Consider the following 15,877-nt stretch of genomic DNA (forward strand, 5'->3'; position numbering starts at 1 on the left):
GAATTTCTTACATAAGTGCCCTAGCACTTATGTTCATTAATAATCAACGCAAGAGTCTCGCCAAAATACTTTGTATTTATATGTAATTTTACATTGTAATGCTTTAAAAAATAAAGCACTTTCGTATAATTTAGTAAACATCACTAAACTAAATTAACGAGGTGCCTTATGTATAAAAATTATAACATGACTCAACTTACTCTACCTTCACGACATATAAATGATATTTGTGATGATTGTTCAGAATGTTCTCTGAAACACCAAAGTATGAACTTCAATTCAAAAACAAACAAAAAATAATGAAGAATTATAACTGGGAATATTTTAAATCCCAAATTAGCAAAAAGCTTTCAGAACCAAAAACAAAAGCCATCTACAGTCAAAGAAAAATTGATGTGAAGCCTGTTTTTGGATTTATGAAGGCTATTTTGGGTTTCACTCGGATGTCTGTCCGAGGACTCAATAAAGTCAAAAGAGAACTTGGTTTTGTATTAATGGCACTTAATATAAGAAAAGTAGTAGCTCAACGAGCTGAAAATAATCAAAAAATTTATAAAAAAGACAATTTCTATATTATTTCAATAGAAATTGTCTTTATTCACTTATCCAAGAACTTTATGTCCTGGACTCTTAATTTATTATTTTGGCTGTAGCTGACTGATTTAAAAATGCGCTTAGGTCAAACTTTTTTCAAACCTAGTCATCCTTGCGGGCGGGGCCCCAACAAAGAGAATTTCACTAAGAAATTCTACAAGCAAAGCAAGTTGGGAGTCGGGCCCCAGCAAAGAGAATTTCATCAAGAAATTCTACAAGCAAAGCAAGCTGGGAGTGGACGACGAATTTAAAAGAATTCTGTCTCGCTCCCCTAATCATCATTAATCTCGTTCTAATCAATCATTTGATTTAACGTGTCTGGTTCGGGATGAACGTACACGGAAGAAATGCCTTTACTATGTAAGTGATTTTCTACTTTATCACAAATGTCATGTGCCTGTTGTAGTGATAAATGTGCATCAACTACAATTGTTACATCTAAAAAGATGCTACTGCCATGATAGCGCCCCTTAAGATTATTCACGTCTTTAACGTCTTCTACTTCTAAAACAACATTACGGTATTCTTCAAGATCTTGCTCATTGAAACCATCACTCAGTGCAAATATGGACTCCTTAAAAATACTAAAACCTGTATAAATAATTAAAAGTCCTAAAACCGTCGCTAATATGACATCGACGATAGAAAATCCGAATTGGGTAAATACTAAACCAATCGCAGTCCCTATACTAACAAGACCATCTGACAAATTATCTTTTGCCGCGGAATTTAATGAGCTACTCTTGGTCTTCTGAGCCAGTCTATGATTGATTGCAAAGACACCAATCATAATAAGTCCACTGATTAAACTCACAAAAATTGTAATGACATTTGGTGTATGATGTTCATTCGTAAATATTCGAGGTACATTTTCAATCACAACTTGAATACCCACAAACATAATAATAAATGATACTAATAGTGTAGAGATATTTTCAGATTTCAAATGACCATAAGGATGATTTTTATCTGCTGGCTTAATTGAAATTTTCAATCCAACAATGACAGCAATAGATACAATAATGTCTGTCATATTATTCAAAGCGTCTGCTCTAACTGCTGCTGAATCAAATACAAAGCCTGTTATATATTTAGAAACAGATAGAATGATATAAACTACTAAACTTAAATAAGCACCTCTTTGCGCTAATTTAAGATTTTCACTTTGAGACATGTTGTCTACCACCTTAAATACTTTAATATCAATAGTATGTACCATCGAAAGATGATTGACAACGTTTTTTAATTTCTATAAATTCCATATATTTAAGCGAATTAAATTTTTCGCAAAACCTAAATATTTATTAAGTTGTTACCCCTAATAATCATTCAATTTATGGTCTGTCGCTGTCACTGTTATAATTGTTAAATATAACAGCTTCTTTTTAATCTTTTAAAATCCATTTTGAAACTATAAACGTAATTGGAATTGTGATAATTAATCCAACAAATGGTGCGATTTCAGACGGAAATTGAAACCACTTAACAAACACATATAGTAAGAGTGTTTGCATTCCCATATTAATGACTTGTGTTAAAGGAAAGCTTAAAAATTTCTTTAAAGTTGGCGTTACTTTATAAACAAAATAACAATTCAAATAGTAAGAAATTACAAAACTCACTAAGAAACCAACAATGTGACTGATCATATAATTCACATGACATAATTTTAATAATATAAGATACACAATATAATAATTAAGGGTATTAATCCCCCCCACAATTATAAATTTAATAATCTCTAAGTGGGTTTGAGTCAACTTCATCGTGATTCTCCTTTGTCGTCATTCTCTTTAATCTTCAAACGGCAATATTTTAAATGAATATTTCTCTGAAATGTGATGAAACTCTTTGAAGTTAGTTACATCCGCTTCATCTGCTGGTGTCATTTCAAATAAATACGTTTCATACGGCAAATGTGATAATTTAATGTGACGTTGATTGTTACTCATTTGTGCGTGCACATCTTCTAGTCTCTGTTCACTACGAAAGTGTATATCAGTGAAAATAAACATATTTACAATTGCAAAAATAATTATACAACTTTTTAGAATATTATAATGTTTCAAAGTCAAAAAGCTTAATTCTGAAATTAAAATAATGAGTATTATCATACTAAATAGATAAGCCAAATAAAACTGTCTAACTGAAACTTCAGTAATTAATACAACTGGTAATACACTTAGTGGAATTGAAATCAGCGACATATTTACCAACAATCGATTGTATGGTGAGTGAACGATGAGCTTGCATGATATGACAATACTCACCATAAACATCAGACACAATACAATATGAATGACTTCAAACGTGAGTGTTTCAGATAGTTGTTTCACATTGAAAGGTTCATATATAACGAATTTATAGATAGGTAATACACACATGCCTATTTGTAAACTGAATTGTTTCTTTTTAGACCACGTTGAGAATGTGCTACTTCTTAAGAGTAATATTATAATGATAATTACGATTAAAGATAAAATTGTATTATTATTAAAAAACAAATTGTTTGGAATATCTTTGAGAAGCGATGATTCATATTTGTGAGTCAACCCTAACATATCTAAGTGCCCTCTTAACGCCTCAACACTTGAATAAATATAAATATATTTTTCATTTAATAACATGATCATTGCACCACATAATGATAACAACCATCCAAGCACCAAACTGTAGTCAAGTTTATGGAAACGTATCGCATAGTAAATGATGCCAACCAATAATATTGTAGTATTATAAAACGTTAGAGGTTCAGCAAACCACTGTCCTAATAAACATATTCCCCAAAAGATAAACGCATCTATTCGGCTATATTCTTCTTCCTTAAGTAATCCTTTCAATATAAAACTTAATAGATATAGTGAAAAACATGACCCAAAAACATACGTATAAAAAAATTCAAAGTTACCATAGCTTTGTGAAAACAAAGAATTGGGTATAATAAATAATAAAACCATAATGACAATTAAAATGTTTGTGTTACCTAGTTGATTCAATAACTTTAATAACAGTAACACGATAAAGATTGAAATAAGTGCAAATGACATGGTCCGCATTACTATAGAATGAACACTTGCGAATTCTAATATATTGCTAATGTACCGTCCATTAAAATTTTCAAACGCGTTACTAACGACCTGTATGCCATGGGTACTCCCCCAAAACCAATCCGTACTATGTAAAGGGATAATGAAACCTAAGTATCCGTAAAATAGGATTAATCCAATCATCCAGATGTAAAATTCATGTTGTTTAAGTCTATGCATGTCGAACTCCTTTATGTCAGAAGGTTTGATTTTAAATTACAATCAACCTCTCATAATCGATTATATTATATTCTTATTTTATCAATTATACATTTAAATATTATTTTATACTATACCAACACTAGGAGGTTTACGAAGATGAATCTTAAAAAAATAGTCATTGCTACTGATTCATTTAAAGAGAGTATGTCAGCTAAAGAAGCTGGTTTAGCCATTCAAGATGGTTTTAAAGCGGTATTTGATGATGCGATTCACTATGACATTATCCCAATGGCTGATGGTGGTGAAGGCACAACAGATGCATTAAAAGAAGCGCTTAATGCTAAAACCTATACGATTCCTGTACACGATCCATTACATAGAAGTATTGAAGCGTCATATGCCCGCTCGGATGATGATCAAATTGCCATTATTGAAATGGCTGCATCATCAGGATTAGATTTATTATCAAAAGACGAACGTAACCCACTCATTACATCAACTTATGGTGTAGGCGAAATGATATTAGATGCACTAAATCACGATGTTAGCAAAATTATTCTAGGCATTGGTGGAAGTGCTACTAATGATGGTGGTAGCGGTATGTTATGTGCATTAGGTGCGCAGTTTCTAGATGCGCAACACCAACCTTTACAATTAGGTGGTGGTTATTTATCTGAGCTAGCACATATAGACATATCAAATTTAGATCAAAGACTGAAGGACGTTACATTTGAGGTTGCTTGTGACGTAACAAACCCATTACTAGGACCTAATGGCGCAACTGAAGTTTACGGTCCACAAAAAGGTGCTGACGCTAAGATGATACCAAAGTTGGATTCCGCACTAGCGACCTATCATGATATGATAGAACAAGAATTAAATCTAAATGTTAAAGACATTCCAGGTGCTGGTGCCGCCGGAGGATTGGGTACAGGTATTCTTGCATTCTTCAATGCGTCACTTTCTAAAGGCATTGACATTGTGTTAAAAGAAACAGACTTTTCGAGAAGAGTAAAAGACGCAGACCTTGTTATTACTGGCGAAGGTAAAATGGATGCGCAAACTGTCTTTGGTAAGACACCCATTGGGGTAGCAAAAGCAGCAAAAGTACATCATATTCCAGTGATAGCTATTTGTGGAAGTCTTGGCGAAGGGTATCAGGATGTTTACAATCATGGTATAGATAGCGCATTTAGTTTAATTGAACAACCAGAAGCATTACCATCGTTATTAAGTAATGGTAAGCGCAACATGACACATACTGCTGAAAATATTGCTCGACTACTGAAACAAATTATTTGAAATATGAGGTGACTAGCATGAAACGAACAGATAAATATAAAGATTCTTACAAATATGATGAACAATATCGCAAGCGTAATCGACAAAGTGCCGATGAACGTACACGTCATGAGCGACGTGAAAGCCAAGAAGCGTACAATCGTAGCAATGCACGTTACCGTGATGATGATTCTAGATATCAAAATGATGACCAACGCTACCATGATGACTATGACCATCAAGCGCGTTATGAGCGACGTAATGATGACTATGACGACAATGGAAACAGATATTATAATGACCGTGACTTCAGACGTGAGCAACAATTAGAAGAAGAAAATGAAAAAAATAAAAAATCCAAAAAATGGCTTATAGCTATTATTGCAATATTGCTTATTATCGTAGCAATATTTGCGACGAGAGCGCTATTTAACCACAATAGTGGTAATGAACAACAAACGAATACTACTTCAAATGACAACCAAGTATCTAAAGACTATAAAAACGAAGTAGAAAATCAAAGTGATAGCATTAAACAACAAGTCGAAGAAGCCAAAAATGACATTAAAGACAAAGTGGATACAGACTCAAGAATCAAACAAATTCAAGATGATATTAATAGTTTAAAAAATAGTGAACAAACAGGCGAAGATTCTAAATTGACTAAATTTTATCAAGATCAAGTAAATAAATTGAAAGAAGCGAATAACGCGCAACAAAATAATGAAAGTCAAAGTAAAGTAAATGACTTACTTAATGATGTGAATACAAAATTTGATGAAATTAAAGAGAAATTAAATAGTATACTTGGTAACTCAAGTGATACAAATGCACAGTGATAAACCCATAAACAAATCACATACAACATAATACGCTATATCTACATTACAAATACGTTATCGTAGACGACATTGAGAAGACAGATAAAGCATGTTTTCTAAGATATGCGTACCGTTGTAAGGGACGAGATAGAAGATAAATTGAATTCTAACTCGTTCCTTTTTTATTTTGTAAATTACAAATGCACAAAAAACCTATATAATGTAATTTGCAAACTTTTTAAGGAGACACATTATGCAACCATCAACACATACAAAATTACCCCTATTGCTACTTATTGTCTTAGGTGTAATGACTGCATTCGGACCTATGATCATTGATATGTACCTTCCTGCTTTACCTGAAGCACAACATCAATTTAGGTCATCAACATCTGAAATCCAACTCACCTTATCATTTGCAATGATAGGTTTAGCATTAGGTCAATTCTTATTCGGACCATTATCTGATGCATTTGGCCGTAAAAGAATGGGTCTTATCATATTATGCGTTTTCTTCCTAGCTACACTGAGTGGTATCTTTGCATCAAATTTAATGCTATTTTTATGTATTCGATTTGTCCAAGGTTTTACTGCAGGCGGCATTATAGTTATAGCCAAGGCTTTTGCAGGAGACAGATATCAAGGTGATTTATTAGCTAAATTTCTAGCATCACTGATGGTCGTTAATGGTATTGTTACAATCATCATGCCTTTACTAGGCGGTCTATCTTTGACACTTGGTTCATGGAGAATTGTCTTTGTCATTCTGACCGTTATAAGTTTACTTGTGCTTATCGGTGTCGTGACGACGATGCCTACTACACATCAATCAGAACATATATCGTTAAACTTTAAAGAAATCTTTTTAGATTTTGGAAGTTTATTAAAGAAACCACGATTCATCATTCCAATGTTGCTACAAGGATTAACGTATGTGATGTTATTTAGTTTTTCATCCGCTTCACCATTCATAACGCAAAAGCTATACAATATGACACCTCAGCAATTCAGTATAATGGTAGCAATTAATGGTGTAGGCTTAATCATAGTTAGCCAAATTGTGGCACTTTTAGTCGAGTATATTAATCGTTTCAAACTCATGATTTACTTAACGTTAATACAAGTAATAGGTGTCGTGTTAATTGTTATTACATTATCAATGCATGGTCCGTTATGGATTTTACTGATTGCATTTTTCTTAAACGTATGCCCTGTCACATCTATTGGGCCACTTGGTTTTTCTATGGCAATGGAGGAACGTACAGGTGGAAGTGGTAATGCTTCTAGTTTACTAGGACTATTCCAATTCATTCTTGGCGGAATCATCTCTCCAATAGTAGGACTCAAAGGACAATATGATGCAACACCATACATGGTTGTCATTATCGTAACTGCAATTGTATTAATTACACTCCAAGTTATTTACTTTAGAAATCATCGTAACCCAGCATAATCATTGAATAGAATCAGGAAGTGAGACAGCATTCTTTACGAATTCGTTGTCCGCTTCCTCTTTTTTTGAAAATAAATTGATTCAAAAAATCCGCGCTAATTGTTCACAATTTTTCAATAACTTTCCAACAAATAGGTGACAATACAATTTTTTCTAATTGAAAATCATTCTTATTGATTATAATGAAAATAAATAAAGGAGGAATTTCAATGATTACAAATGAATCTATCGTTGCAGACATTGTTACAGACATGCCATTAAGTGCGGATATATTTAGAAAATATGGTATCGACTTTTGTTGTGGCGGTAACATCACTATAAATGAAGCAGTTAAAAATAAAAAAATAGATGCAGATACATTAATAGAAGAAATTAATGCACTTCCTAAACATGATCAAGGAAACATCAATGTGAAATATCTTGATGCACCTTCACTTATACAATATATACAATCTCGTTATCACGAGACAATGCGTGAAGAATTTAAGAATTTATCTCCTTATGTTACCAAAGTGGCAAAAGTCCATGGGCCAAACCATCCATTTTTACTTCAATTACAAGACTTATATCGTCAATATCGTGATGGTATGCTTGAGCATATGGCTCAAGAAGATGAACACGACTTCCCTGCATTAATTAAACTTTCTCGTGGCGAAGAAGTGGATCATGCTTCAGATATTATCCAAAGCTTGGTTGATGATCACACGCACACAGGACAATTATTAGAAGATATGCGTGAATTAACGAACCAATATCAACCGCCGAGTGAAGCTTGTCAAACTTGGAGATTGGTCTATAACCGTCTTGAGAATTTAGAGCGTGAAACCCATGAACATGTACATCTAGAAAATCATGTACTCTTTAACAAATTCAGTTAAGACAGGAAGTGTTGATTATGGTGACTAAAATAGCTGGCCATACGTTTTTAGCTCAATTAGGTAAAAAGCGTTTACGTCCGGGTGGTGTGCTTGCGACAAATTGGCTTATTAGTAAAGGGCATTTTTCAAGTGATAAACGTGTCTTAGAAGTCGCATGTAATATGTGTACAACTTCCATTGAATTAGCACGAACTTATCAATGCCATATTGAAGGCGTTGATTTAAATAAAACCGCATTAGAAAACGGTAAACGAAATGTGGCGAAACACAATTTAGAGTCGCTCATTCATTTAACACAAGCAAATGCAATGAAATTACCCTTTGAAGATCAAAGCTTCGATATTATTCTTAATGAAGCAATGCTCACGATGTTACCTTACCCAATTAAAGAGAAGGTCTTAAAAGAGTATTACCGTGTATTGAAGCCGAATGGTGTTATACTTACACATGATATTGCAATTATCAATAGACAAAATACTGAAACGGTCATTAATGAATTGAGTCAAGCTATTAATATGAAGGTGACACCTTTAACGCCTGAAAGCTGGTACCAACTCTATCAAGAGGCCGGATTCTCAAATATCGAATCGCAAATTGGTCCATTGACGTTAATGACACCAATAGGTATGATGCGTGATGAAGGCCTACTTGGCACCTTAACCATCATTAAAAACGCGTTAAAACCATCTAACCGTAAAATGTTCTTCACTATGTTTAAAACGATGCGAAGACACAAAAAGAATATGAATTATATCGTTCATGCTGTAAAAAAATAAAGCAACACAATCCTACATGGCTTATGTTGCACAAATGACTAGAACTGAGAAGGGGAGTGGGACCGAATTCTTTTAAATTCGTCGTCCACTCCCAGCTTGCTTTGCTTGTAGAATTTCTTCATGAAATTCTCTTTGCTGGGGCCCCGAACCCCAACTTGCTTAGTTTGTAAAATCACTTTCGTGATTTTTGTGTTGGGGCCCCGACCCCAAGGATGACCAGAACTGAGAAAAGCTTTGTTAAAGCGCCTTCTCAGTTCAGTCAGCTACTGCGAATTTGCTAAATAGCATTATTATATTATTTATGTCCCAGCCTCTCTTAGTTCTAGTCTATTCTTTTATAGGCATCCATATTTCCGTAATGTAGTCAGGGCTTTGAGTATTTCCCGGTAAATAATGTTCAAACATAGGTGCTTGAATCGTTTTAAATGCCGCTTGAGGCAATAATTCTGTATAGATTTTTGGCATCACTGCTTTAATTGCTTCAGGAACACGCCCCTTCGCATCAATAACGACATAGTTGTGTGCCATTAACTTGATTGCTTCGAAGTCTGAATCATTGCTATTCAAATCATCATGAGGCACGCCAATAAAATAATCTATACTGTTTTCACGTGGTATGATGACGCCTAATAAGCCAGTTAACATTTGATTACTGTATTGAGTTAAGGCTTTGACCACGCCTGCTTCATTCATTTCTTGCCAAAATGCTGGTATATCCTGTTGCATTGCTTCACCAGTCGTATACGCTCTTAAAACGCCTATAAGTTGAACCTCACCTAAATGTTCAAATCTGTATTGGATTGTCATTGCTATGCCCCCATTTTCTAATTAATAATAAACCATCACACAATCCGTATTGATATACGCCGTGACGACTAAGGTATATAATAAATTTACTTAAACTAAATGATGGACATCAATAGAGACTGTCTTTGAGGAGAATCATGATGAAAAGAACGATACTACCAATTAAACCAATTAGCCAACTATTTCCAATTCCAATGGTAATGGGATGTGAAGGTGTTTCAGCAGCAATGTTACTTCAATATAACAATCATAATATTAAAGCTACTGAAATCATGAATCATTGGCCTAAGCATCCTAATAATCCCTATAAAGGATATGTTGGTCATCATTTACTCGTCAAATTTGGTCATCATCAAACAATCTTTCCTGATGCTTATGTACCTTATTTACAAACGATTGACGATCGAATTGTAGACGGTACAGGTACTGATTTGTCATCACTAGAAGCTGTCATCGATTCTGGCCAACCAGTTATAATGTATCATACTAATTTAGGTCGTAAACCTTTCCGCAAATATTTCAAATTCGATGATCATAAGAAAGAATTAGTGTCCAACATTCATATCACACTATTAATCGGATATGATGATCAATTCTACTATTATATTGATCCTTTATGGAGTCACTTATTTAAACACTTTATCTTTCCTGCCATTGTGCCTAATCGCTTTCAAGTCATCAAAATTGCTAAGCAAAAATTAGAACGTAGCTTTAATGCACCTGGTCGTACATGTATTTATCTTCAAGTGTAATATAGGCCACTATTTAAGTGAGATTGAGTCAATGTTAATTGTATCTCAACCTCACTGATTTTTTATGCATCACGCACATCAAATGTGACTAACGACGCATCGAGCTCTTCCATAAGATCAGTTGTTCGCCATTGTCGTTGATACCCTAAACAAGGACAAATATAAGTAATCCCTGCTTCGGACAACGTCTTTCGAAAATGTACGTGCCCCATAATGCTATAACGAATAGGATACGTCTGATAAAACGCATCAACGTCTTTCGTACCTATATATGCATTAAAGAAATCAAAAATACGATGTGGCGTTGGTACAACAAATTGTGGATGCGTCACAATATGCGTCATTAGAATAATCTGTTTATCCTTTACATGTTCTAAGTCATGTTGAATTTGGTTAGCAGCCTGCTTTGATAATGCTCTATCTTCAATATCCCAGTCGATTTTCACTTTATCTTGCCATGTTGCACCGTAATACTTCCCTCTTTGGATGCGTTCCAAATCAAATTTGTCATCCGCATACCGATAATCATACCAAGCCGTATGCCCAACAACTGCCCAATTCTCATTTATAATATACGGTTTTCCAATTAAACATTCTGGCTTATCCACATAGAAATTATAAATTTCTGATGACGTTAACGAGGCTTCAGAAGTCCAATAATCATGGTTCCCTGGCACAAATAAGACTGGAATACCACATTTTGCTTTTAAATCTTGAATAAATTGATAACTCTGCTGAAAATGATTAGACACATCTCCGGCAATTAATAGTAATGCGACATCCCTCTGTTGAACCAGTTGTACAAGTGTTTCAAGATATACCTTTGGCTCTAGTTTAGGATGTCGATCAATATGTAAATCTGAAATTGCACCTATCTTCATTCGTGTCGTCCCTCTTACTTGTTATGAATTGAAATCATTATGTCATAGTTATTATGAATAATAAATAAATCTGTTTATTAAATTTTCAGAAATTTGTTTATATTTTATTAAATTAAGCGTATAATAAAAATACCTTTTAGCAAAGTTACATCATTTGTGAACAATTATTATTGTTTTCACTTAATATCTGATATTTAACAATTAATGCGATTTACTTAATACTTTGTTAAAAGCAAATTTTTTACATATAAAAGAAAGCGTTTACACTAAAATTTAAAAACACATCACTGCTTTCTAAGGAGGAAGTATATGGCTAGACAATTGGAAAGAGAACTAAGCAACAGGCATATTCAATTAATTGCGATTGGGGGCGCAATTGGTACAGGATTATTCTTAGGTTCAGGTCAAACAATTGCTTTAACAGGGCCTTCTCTCTTATTAACATACATGATTATCGGCATGGTTATGTTCGCATTCATGCGCGCACTTGGAGAATTATTATTAAGTAATACACGCTTTAATTCATTTGTAGATATTGCGAACGAATACATAGGTCCTTTTGCAGGATTCGTCATAGGATGGACATATTGGCTTGCATGGATTGCTTCAAGCATGTCAGATTTAACAGCTATGGGACAATATTTTAGTTTCTGGTTCCCTCAAGTACCACATTGGATCACCGTTTTATTTATCGTACTAATGTTAATCTCATTTAACATGTTAGGTGCAAAATTATTCGGTGAATTAGAATTCTGGTTCTCAATTATTAAAATTATAACTATCATAGCGATGATTATTGTAGGTTTAGTCATGATATTCTTCTCATTCAAAACCTCTTATGGTCACGCTTCATTTAGTAACTTGATCAATCATGGTGGTATATTCCCTAATGGGCCATTTGGTTTCTTGATGGCATTCCAAATTGCAGTATATTCATTTATTGGTATAGAACTTATCGGGGTAACAGCGGGTGAAACGAAAGACCCTAGAAATGTCATCCCTAAAGCGATCAACAACGTGCCACTCCGTATTCTATTATTCTATGTGGGTGGACTATTAGTCATCATGTCTGTCATTCCTTGGAATAAAATCGATTCAAATAGTAGTCCTTTCGTAACCATGTTTAGCTTAATCGGCTTACCATTTGCTGCTGGACTTGTTAACTTCGTTGTACTAACTGCAGCTGCATCAGCAACAAACAGTGGTATTTACTCAAACAGCCGTATTCTCTTTGGGCTTGCTAAACAAGGTTTAGGACCTAAAGTTTTAAGTAAAACAAATGGTAACAGTGTGCCATACTTATCTATGTTAGTATCATCTGGAACATTATTAGCAGCTGCGTTATTAAACTTTATTTTCCCAGATGCTATCAAACTATTTATCTATGTAACAACACTTTCAACTGTACTATTTTTAGTAGTATGGGCGATGATTATTATTTCTTATATTATTTTTGTGAAGAAAAATCCAGAAGAACACCATAAAAATAAATTCAAACTTTTTGGTGGATTAAAAAGTGCCTACGTCGTACTTGCATTCTTTGCATTTGTGTTTGTACTGTTATTCTTTAGTGAAGACACTAGAGCAGCAATTTTCATTTCACCAATATGGTTTATCTTCTTGTTCATCTTCTATAAAAAATATAAATCAAATGCAGAAGATTTAGCAGAACGAACACGTAGTCAAGGTCGTAATTCAATCAATTACTAATGAAAACTCAACCATCAATCATCCATATCAATAAACAACTAAAGTGGAACAATGCATCCTAAAATGCATTGTCTTCCACTTTTATAATTTCAAAACGCCATATAGAATGATACTAATTTCCTTCAACTTAATCCCTATCGGTTAACCTATGCTCACAGCCTCATTATCAAAGTCCGTTTATAACAATCTTAAATATGGTATACAAAAAAATACTTACACTAAATCATTTACTATTTATCAAATCGCCTTCCATTTTTTGGTAGCTTATCCTATCACATGGTAAACTATGATTATTCAATTTATTAAAGGAGTTATTCATGGAGCTATTAGAAGCATTTTTATTATTTATATTCGCAGTGATTATTAGTTCTATTATTTATAATAGGTTCCCTAAAATTCCCACTGCATTTATTCAAATTGCCTTAGGTGTCTGCTTATTCGTATTGCCCATTCCGATGCATTTTGAATTTGAATCGGAAGTATTTATGATGGCAGTCATCGCTCCACTACTATTTGTGGAAGGTACACATATTTCAAGAACAAAGTTACTTGAATATCGTAAACCGATTATTTTAATGGCTATGGCGCTTGTGTTTGCTACAGTTATCGGCGTTGGTTTCTTTATTCATTGGATTTGGGCTGATTTACCAATGCCTGCAGCTTTTGCAATTGCTGCCATTCTTTGCCCAACAGATGCTGTCGCAGTTTCTGCAATCACGAAGGGGAAAATTTTACCAAAAGGATCCATGTCCATTCTTGAAGGTGAATCATTACTTAATGACGCTGCAGGTATTATCTCATTCAAAATTGCAGTTACCGCACTTGTAACGGGTAGTTTTTCAGCATTTGATGCGATAGGTCAATTTATTGTTTCAACGATTTTAGGTGTATTGATTGGTATCATCGTTGGTGCGTTAGTTGTGACATTAAGAGTATATCTAACGACCAACAAAGGCATGAAAGACAGTAATACGTTAACGTTTATTCAATTACTCACGCCTTTTGCTGTTTATTTTATTGGCGAAGAACTTCATGCATCTGGAATTATTGCCGTTGTTGTTGCAGGTTTAATCCACGGTTTAGAACGTGATCGTTTAATTCGTGCCCAAACAGAATTACAGATGAACTATAACCAAATATGGAACACGCTTAGTTATGCTTTAAATGGTTTCGTCTTTGTTGTTTTAGGTTATATTGTTCCCGAAGTCGTAATGGAAATTATTCATGACGAACCGCAGAACATTGTATTCCTAATTACAACTGCTTTATTAATTGCACTTGCCATTTACGTGTTTAGATTTATTTGGGTGTATATGTTATTTAAAGATTTTTACTATCCAAACAACGTTCAATCCTACCTAGATGATGAAGAAGATACTGGGCCACCGAAACGGAAGCATTATGCCTTCATCATGACGATGTGTGGCATACACGGTACCATTTCATTATCTATGGCGCTCACACTTCCGTATATGATGGATGGTAATCAAGAATTTATATATCGTAATGACTTATTGTTTATCGCTTCCTTTATGGTCTTAACAAGCTTAATTCTCGCCCAAGTGGTGCTACCACTGATCACACCTTCTGAACAAATGTCAGAATTTAAAGGTATGTCCTATCAATCAGCCAAAATATTTATGGTTCAACACGTTCTTGATGCCTTTAAGACGAAAAACTCAGAAGGAAAGCAGATGGATTATCGACCAATATTAAACCAATATTTTAATGAATTATCATTCTTAATCAACATGGAACCAGATAATAAAAATACGAAGGAATTACGACGACTGCAAGAAATCGCTGAAGAAGAAGAAACAAGAACGTTAGAACGTTTAATCGAGAAAGAAAGAATTACTAAAAAAGATTTAACAGACTACCGCAATATTATGGAATTTAGTCAATCTTATCGAGAAATGTCGATATTAAGAAAGATAAACCGCTTCTTTAAATTGATTGGGTTACGCTTTAAAGCTCGAAAAGAATCCAGAAAAGAAGCACACCGTATTCATAAAGAAAATCGTGCATTACTAAAAGAAGAACATCAAGCAACGACAGAACAGAATAAAATGGATATTAAAGCGAAACGTGAAGCGTATAAAGTAGAACGTGAAAAAGCAAAAAATGCTAAAAAGGTTCAAAGAGAAGCATTTGCAAATAGCTTTAATAAAGTTCAACAATTAATGCGTGTCGTAAACCACAATGTCATTATGAAAATGCGTGAAGAACAAAACAGTTCAAACGTATTAGAAGTTAGTTTAATTATTAACCAATATCACAACTTATCACGTACACTACGTCACAATAAAAATAGAAAGCAACAAAGAGCAGAAAATAAAGAAACGTATGAACTTACAACCCTTCAACAACATGATGCAAAACTTGAAGCATTATATATCCAACGTACCATTTTAGATGAATTGATTTCTCGAAATAAAGTAACGAATGAAGTTGCAACCCAATTGAGAGAAAATATTAACTATAATGAGATTGTTTTAGCACACGAAGCGAGCAATGCACATTAAAACTAGTAAAGAGTCCGGGACAAAAATAATATAATGAAGCTATTTTGCAAATTCGCAGTAGCTGACTGAACTGAGAAGGCGCTTAAATCAAGCTTTTCTCAGTTCTAGTCATCCTTGCGGGGGTGGGACGACGAATTTAAAAGAATTCTGT

13 protein-coding genes and 1 pseudogene are annotated in these 15,877 nt (G+C 34.0%); 9 read left to right on the forward strand and 5 right to left on the reverse strand.

From position 1 onward, the window contains the following. Positions 1-228 precede the first annotated feature (228 nt). Positions 229-653: pseudogene (locus KA858_RS06400) on the forward strand (transposase); the annotation flags it as partial. A 233-nt stretch (positions 654-886) separates the two neighbouring features. On the opposite strand, the gene KA858_RS06405 reads toward KA858_RS06400, so the two are convergent. From KA858_RS06405 to KA858_RS06415, 3 genes are all read right to left on the reverse strand, one after another. Continuing rightward, positions 887-1,768 carry a cation diffusion facilitator family transporter gene (locus KA858_RS06405; RefSeq protein ID WP_210135272.1) on the reverse strand — a complete coding sequence of 294 codons (882 nt, stop codon included), beginning with the start codon at positions 1,766-1,768 and terminating at the stop codon, positions 887-889. Between the two features lie 211 nt (positions 1,769-1,979). Continuing rightward, positions 1,980-2,360, reverse strand: coding sequence for a GtrA family protein (locus tag KA858_RS06410; RefSeq protein WP_053028717.1), 381 nt, complete (start codon positions 2,358-2,360; stop codon positions 1,980-1,982). 27 nt (positions 2,361-2,387) lie between these two features. Beyond that, positions 2,388-3,860, reverse strand: a complete 1,473-nt coding sequence (locus KA858_RS06415; RefSeq protein WP_210135273.1) for a hypothetical protein — start codon at positions 3,858-3,860, stop codon at positions 2,388-2,390. A 138-nt stretch (positions 3,861-3,998) separates the two neighbouring features. On the opposite strand from KA858_RS06415, the gene KA858_RS06420 reads away from it, so the two are divergent. From KA858_RS06420 to KA858_RS06440, 5 genes are all read left to right on the forward strand, one after another. Then, a complete protein-coding gene (locus KA858_RS06420; RefSeq protein WP_210135274.1) occupies positions 3,999-5,144 on the forward strand; it encodes a glycerate kinase in 1,146 nt (381 codons plus the stop codon). A 17-nt stretch (positions 5,145-5,161) separates the two neighbouring features. Continuing rightward, positions 5,162-5,962 carry a hypothetical protein gene (locus KA858_RS06425; RefSeq protein WP_193838999.1) on the forward strand — a complete coding sequence of 267 codons (801 nt, stop codon included), beginning with the start codon at positions 5,162-5,164 and terminating at the stop codon, positions 5,960-5,962. Positions 5,963-6,197: 235 nt separating this feature from the next. Next, entirely contained in the window at positions 6,198-7,397 is a 1,200-nt protein-coding gene (locus KA858_RS06430; RefSeq protein WP_075109327.1) for a putative multidrug effflux MFS transporter TcaB, read from the forward strand. A 209-nt stretch (positions 7,398-7,606) separates the two neighbouring features. Then, a complete protein-coding gene (gene scdA / locus KA858_RS06435) occupies positions 7,607-8,275 on the forward strand; it encodes an iron-sulfur cluster repair di-iron protein ScdA (protein ID WP_210135275.1) in 669 nt (222 codons plus the stop codon). Between the two features lie 20 nt (positions 8,276-8,295). Then, complete coding sequence (locus KA858_RS06440; RefSeq protein WP_348634754.1) at positions 8,296-9,051, forward strand: class I SAM-dependent methyltransferase; 756 nt, start codon at positions 8,296-8,298, stop codon at positions 9,049-9,051. A 327-nt stretch (positions 9,052-9,378) separates the two neighbouring features. Here KA858_RS06440 and KA858_RS06445 read toward each other — a convergent pair whose 3' ends face one another. Further along, complete coding sequence (locus tag KA858_RS06445) at positions 9,379-9,858, reverse strand: GyrI-like domain-containing protein (protein ID WP_210135277.1); 480 nt, start codon at positions 9,856-9,858, stop codon at positions 9,379-9,381. Positions 9,859-9,998: 140 nt separating this feature from the next. Between KA858_RS06445 and KA858_RS06450 the strand changes: the two genes are divergently transcribed. Next, positions 9,999-10,610, forward strand: coding sequence for a C39 family peptidase (locus KA858_RS06450; protein ID WP_075109331.1), 612 nt, complete (start codon positions 9,999-10,001; stop codon positions 10,608-10,610). Between the two features lie 62 nt (positions 10,611-10,672). Here KA858_RS06450 and KA858_RS06455 read toward each other — a convergent pair whose 3' ends face one another. Beyond that, on the reverse strand, positions 10,673-11,491 hold the full coding sequence (locus KA858_RS06455) for a metallophosphoesterase (protein ID WP_193838995.1): 819 nt from the start codon (positions 11,489-11,491) through the stop codon (positions 10,673-10,675). Positions 11,492-11,800: 309 nt separating this feature from the next. On the opposite strand from KA858_RS06455, the gene KA858_RS06460 reads away from it, so the two are divergent. Together KA858_RS06460 and KA858_RS06465 are read left to right on the forward strand one after the other, a co-directional pair. Further along, positions 11,801-13,201: an amino acid permease gene (locus tag KA858_RS06460; protein WP_210135278.1), complete on the forward strand. Its 1,401-nt coding sequence runs from the start codon at positions 11,801-11,803 to the stop codon at positions 13,199-13,201. Between the two features lie 317 nt (positions 13,202-13,518). Then, positions 13,519-15,726 carry a cation:proton antiporter domain-containing protein gene (locus KA858_RS06465; protein ID WP_210135279.1) on the forward strand — a complete coding sequence of 736 codons (2,208 nt, stop codon included), beginning with the start codon at positions 13,519-13,521 and terminating at the stop codon, positions 15,724-15,726. The last annotated feature ends 151 nt before the right edge of the window (positions 15,727-15,877 follow it).

Source organism: Staphylococcus sp. GDX8P80P, from assembly GCF_017893095.1.
Taxonomy (GTDB): Bacteria; Bacillota; Bacilli; order Staphylococcales; family Staphylococcaceae; genus Staphylococcus; species Staphylococcus borealis.